Below are 3023 nucleotides of genomic sequence, written 5' to 3' on the forward strand. Positions count from 1 at the left end.
TAGAATTACTTTGATAATTCCCGCAAAAAAAATGTTTATAAATATTTATTTGCGTATATAATCCCGCCTGTTTAATATATTAAAAATATAATATTATTCCATTCATCAATATAAAAGGAACTTAAGTGAAAGCAAAAATTCTCATTCCATCGTTATCTGTTCTCCTGATGGGTATATCGGCTTTAAGTTATGCGGACACTCCCGCCGGTAAAGTTCATTTCAATGGGCTAATTACTGCATCAACTTGTGACTTAGAGCAAGGTACAGGCAAGGGACAGAATGACCAGACCGTAACGCTTCAGACAGTGGACGTTGCTGATTTTGGCGCTGCTGTAGGTAATGAAGCAGCAAACTCTGCAACAGATTTTAATATTAATCTTACCGGTTGTACGACACAATTAGGTAGCATCAACCTTGAATTTAGCGGTAATACCACCGATGCCACCGATAATACAGCCCTGGCAATTGACACCGGTGCAGATAAAGCAACAGGCGTAGGGATTCGTATTTATCGTGAAGGTGCTTCTTCACCGATTAATTTTGCTACTGATCGTACCGATGCAGAAAGCTCTGCGGTAACACTTTCATCCATTAGCCCAACCAATGGTGATGGCAAGCATAGCTTTAATTATAAAGCGGTTTATGTCAGAACAGCAGATACAATTACTGAAGGTCAGGGTAACGCGACTGCGGATTATCGTATCGCTTACTATTAATGATATATTTCAAAGGGGTGAAATTACTACACCCCTTAATTACTAAAGTAAAAATGCATGAAAAATACTCTTTATTACTGATTGTATTATTTGCCAACATTGCTTACGGGGGAGTGGTTATTCGGGGAACAAGAATTATTTACCCGTCCACGGCGCGGGAAATCCCTGTAGAAGTGACGAATCAAGATAAAGAGCGTTCATACCTTGTTCAGGCCTGGATGAGTGACTTTGCCAATGATGCAAATAAGAAAACGCCATTTGTACTCACTCCGCCGTTAGTTAAACTGGAAGCTCAGAAAAACACGCTTTTCCGCTTAATCTATACCGGTACGCAAAAATTACCGGAGGATCGTGAATCCATTTTTTGGCTAAATGTAAAATCCATTCCTGGGATGTCAGAAGAGTCTTCACAGGTGCCGAATCAACTGCAATTTGCCGTTCAGAGCCAGCTCAAAGTTTTTTATCGTCCGCAGGGGCTTGCTGATGATGCCAATACCGCCTATAGCAAAATCGCTTTCCGGATACAAGGCAACAGGCTAATCGCCAAAAACCCAACACCTTACTTTGTCACCTTCCGCACTCTGGCAGTGAATGGTAAGCCCGTATCGTATAAAGGAAACGGCGTTGTGAAAATGATGCTCAATCCATTTGGCGAGCAAACATATACTCTGACCGCATCCTCTTCTGAAAACAATAGTGTTGAATGGTCAGCAATAAATGATTACGGCGGTACGACAAGTACCATAAAGACCCGGTTATAAGCGCAATAGATTGTTCAGGAAAACGACAGGAATTATCTCGTACAAGGAAAGTAATAATAACATGAACTCCTTACATCTATTTTGTTTGCATGTTGTTGTAACAATAGTGCCATTGACACTGTTACAAAACAGTTACGCCCGCGAGGTGTTTAATTACAAACTTTTAGAGTCAGGGGCTTCAGAAAGCGAACTGGAAGCCATTAAAAATTTTGACAAAAATGATGGCCTGGTGCCCGGTAAATATCGGGTCGATGTTTTTATGAATAATCAACGCATTACACGTAAAGATATTGATTTTGTCGTTGATGATAAAGCGAACAAACTCTTACCTGTGTTAAGCAAAAAAGAGTATATCGCTATGGGGGTTGCCAATAGCCCCTCCGCGTCATTTGCCACGCTGGCAGATGACGATATCGTGACGAATTTAGAAAATTATATTCCCTTTTCATCAGTGCGCTTTGAGCAGAGTTCGCTGCGCCTGTATCTGTCAGTTCCACAACTGGCGATGAACAATGCCGCAAACGGGTATATTGATCCGGTTTTATGGGATAATGGATTGCCTGCGTTGTTTACAAATTACTATTTTAGCGGCTCACATAATTGGCAAGATGGTCGTTCAGATAATAGTTCATACCTTAATCTGAATAATGGTATTAATCTTGGTCCCTGGCGTTTAAGAAATAACATTAATTACAACGATGGCACCTGGCAAAATATTGATACCTATATCTGGCGAAATATCCCTGCGTTAACCAGCAAACTCATTCTTGGCGATACCTGGACAGATTCAGCCGTTTTCGATAGTTTCCAGTTTCGTGGGGTAAAACTGGAAAGTAATGAAAATATGCTTCCTTACAGCATGAGAGGTTTTGCCCCCGTTATTCGCGGCGTTGCCAAAAGCAATGCGCAAGTGACGATTCGACAAAATAATTATATTATTTACCAAAGTACGGTATCCCCAGGTCCTTTCGAATTACATGATGTCTCTCCTGTTTCTTCTGGTGGGGATATGGAAGTCATGGTGAAAGAATCTGATGGTAGCGAACAAAAATATATTCAGGCATCAGCTTCAATTCCTGTCATGCGACGAGAAGGAGCCATGTCTTATAGTTTATCTGGCGGAGAATATCGCTCATCTGATAACTCCCATGATAAACCCGGCTTTGCTCAGGCAACGCTGATTTACGGTTTACCTGCAGGCATTACCCTCTATGGTGGCACAATTTTTGCCAGTGATTATCGTTCTGGCGCATTAGGCGCAGGTATCGATTTACAACACTTTGGCTCGCTTTCAGCAGACATTACTCGTTCATATAGCCAGACGGTTGATGACAGTTCACAACAAGGACAATCTTACCGATTGCTTTACTCGAAAAATTTCTCCAGCACTGAAACGAATATCACGCTTGCTGGCTACCGTTATTCCACAGAGAATTTCTATACCTTTAGCGAAGCACAAAATAATAAAGAGTATGATGAGGACGACGCGTTTTCATACCGTAACAACTATAACCGCCATCGTCGGGTACAAACTACCATTAATCAG

The 3023-nt window shown here is 41.4% G+C and carries 3 protein-coding genes; all 3 read left to right on the top strand.

Annotation, left to right across the window (positions count from 1 at the left end):
* The first annotated feature begins 125 nt into the window (after positions 1 to 125).
* Positions 126 to 716 (top strand): fimbrial protein, encoded by a 591-nt coding sequence (locus EQY_RS0120590; RefSeq protein ID WP_000644765.1) that lies wholly within the window; start codon positions 126 to 128, stop codon positions 714 to 716.
* A 17-nt stretch (positions 717 to 733) separates the two neighbouring features.
* Positions 734 to 1477: a fimbrial biogenesis chaperone gene (locus EQY_RS0120595; RefSeq protein ID WP_158000061.1), complete on the top strand. Its 744-nt coding sequence runs from the start codon at positions 734 to 736 to the stop codon at positions 1475 to 1477.
* 61 nt (positions 1478 to 1538) lie between these two features.
* The coding region (locus EQY_RS0120600; RefSeq protein WP_001086634.1) for a fimbria/pilus outer membrane usher protein at positions 1539 to 3023 on the top strand (1485 nt) is incomplete at its 3' end.

The organism is Escherichia sp. TW14182, from assembly GCF_000208525.1.
GTDB classification, from domain to species: Bacteria; Pseudomonadota; Gammaproteobacteria; order Enterobacterales; family Enterobacteriaceae; genus Escherichia; species Escherichia ruysiae.